General features: G+C 38.5%; 1 protein-coding gene. It reads left to right on the forward strand.

What is annotated here, in order from left to right; all coding sequences use genetic code 11:
• Nucleotides 1-12: 12 nt before the first annotated feature.
• The coding region (locus N4270_RS17015) for a M14 family zinc carboxypeptidase (RefSeq protein ID WP_260098553.1) at nt 13-2,188 on the forward strand (2,176 nt) is incomplete at its 3' end.

Raw genomic sequence — 2,188 nt, forward strand, 5'->3', positions numbered from 1 at the left:
CAAGACAAACTAATGTCGCAACAACTTGGAAGACATAGCGTTAGTGAGATTTTAAATAATGTTGGTCAATACGACGACTGTGACGAAATAGATTGGGCCACACCAGCCAACTGGAACTTAAACCCAAACAGTTCGCCAAATTCATTTGGAGGTTGTTTAACCTATGCTCAGGTGCTCCAGGAGTTAGATGATATGCGCACCTTATATCCTAATCTTATCTCTGCAAGAGCCGATGCTTCGCCAACAAATCAAACCACTTTTGAAGGTCGAACCATCTGGTATATTAGAATTTCTGACAATCCAGATATTGATGAACCTAATGAGCCTGAAACACTATACCAATCGCTTATTCACTCCAGAGAATCGGCTACCGTTATGAATCAATTATTTTTCATGTGGTACTTATTAGAAAATTATGATACCGATCCTGCTATTCGAAACTTAGTTAACAATCAGGCCTTATATTTCATTCCAGTATTTAATCCTGATGGCTTTGTTCACAATCAAACCCAGGCTCCAAATGGCGGTGGTTTACAACGTAAAAACAGAAACACCTCAGCTTCAGGAAGCTGTTCTACCTATTTAGAAGGAATTGATCTTAACAGAAACTCAGCATATTACTGGGGAAATGGTGGTTCTTCGACCAATTCATGTAATGATACTTATATGGGAACTGGACCGTTTTCAGAAAATGAAACACAAATTATGCGTGATTTCTTTTTGCTCCATGATTTCGAACTAGCCTTAAATCATCACTCTTTTAAAAATGCGATGCTCCATGCCTATGCAGGAACAAATATCACCAATCCAAGACCAGACGAATACTCAAAATACAACCATGATATGACCTATTATAACAGGTATGCTCATGGACCAAGTACTTCAATTAGTTCACTTAATAGTGGTAATATGAATGACTGGATGCTTGGCGGACCAGCAGGCACAAGTGCTAACGGAACACCAACAGGAACAGGATCTGGTAAAGAAACCTTAGCCTGGACACCAGAAAACGGATTAGGATCTGAAGCAGGTGCAACAGGAAGCGGATTTTGGCCTGCACCTTCAAACTTTTTACCGATTGCAAAACGTGCCATGCGAATGAATTTCTTAGCTGCTTATTTTAGTGGTAAATACGGAAAACTGCACGATTTAAACCAAAGTGACATTACAGACCTTGCAGGAAATTTAGAATTTGCTATTGAGAATCTCGGACAAAAAGCATCAGATTTTACAGTAACCGTTACAGCGGTTTCAGCAAATATTGCCATTCCTGGTGCGACAAATTCGGTTACCGAAAGCTTTACAGCAGCGCAAGTTTTAGAACAACGTTTTATTAGTATTCCTTATGTTTTAGATGCAGGAATTCAAGCTGATGATGAAATTGAATTTAATGTTGTGTTCACAAACAACTATGCTTCAGATAATGTATTATATGAAGCCAATATTAAAAAAACCTACGCACCATCTAATGTCATTTTTGATGATGCCACAGATAACTTATCAAATTGGACAGCTGTAGGAACTGGTGGCACTTGGGCTACCACTTCTGATAACTACCCAAACTCTGCTGGTTCTTCAGCTATTATTTCTAATGCGTCTATACCATACAGTCATAATCAAGCCAGTGGAATTCAATTGACAAATTCAGTTGACTTAACAGGAGTATCAACAGCACTTATTCAGTTTTATGCTAAATGGGATTTAGAACGTAGTTTTGATTATGTACAATTAGAAGCGTCTCTCGATGCTAATACATGGACACCGCTTTGTGGAAAACTCACAAAACCAGGAGCTCCAGATGCTAACAATACCTATTCAGGAAAAAGTACAACCAACAATAACTTTCAGCCCGACGGTGAACCTCTATATGATGGGGATACGCAAGACCGATGGTATATGGAAGAAATCGTAATCGATGCGTCAAATAATTCGACCTTTAATCAGCAAAGTTCGGTTTATTTTAGATTTGTCTTTTTTACCGATTCATCCAATAGAGAAGATTCTTATTATAATGCAGATTTTGAAGGATTTACTTTTGATGATTTTAAAATTACAGACATCAAAATTCCATGTGTAACAAGTGTACCTACGAATGTAGCAGCAAGCGCAATTACGCCATCAACGGCCGATGTCGCTTGGGATGCTGTGCCTTCAGCAACCTATGATTTAAGATATAGAGAAACAGGAA

Source organism: Psychroserpens sp. SPM9 (assembly GCF_025153525.1).
Taxonomy (GTDB): domain Bacteria; phylum Bacteroidota; class Bacteroidia; order Flavobacteriales; family Flavobacteriaceae; genus Psychroserpens.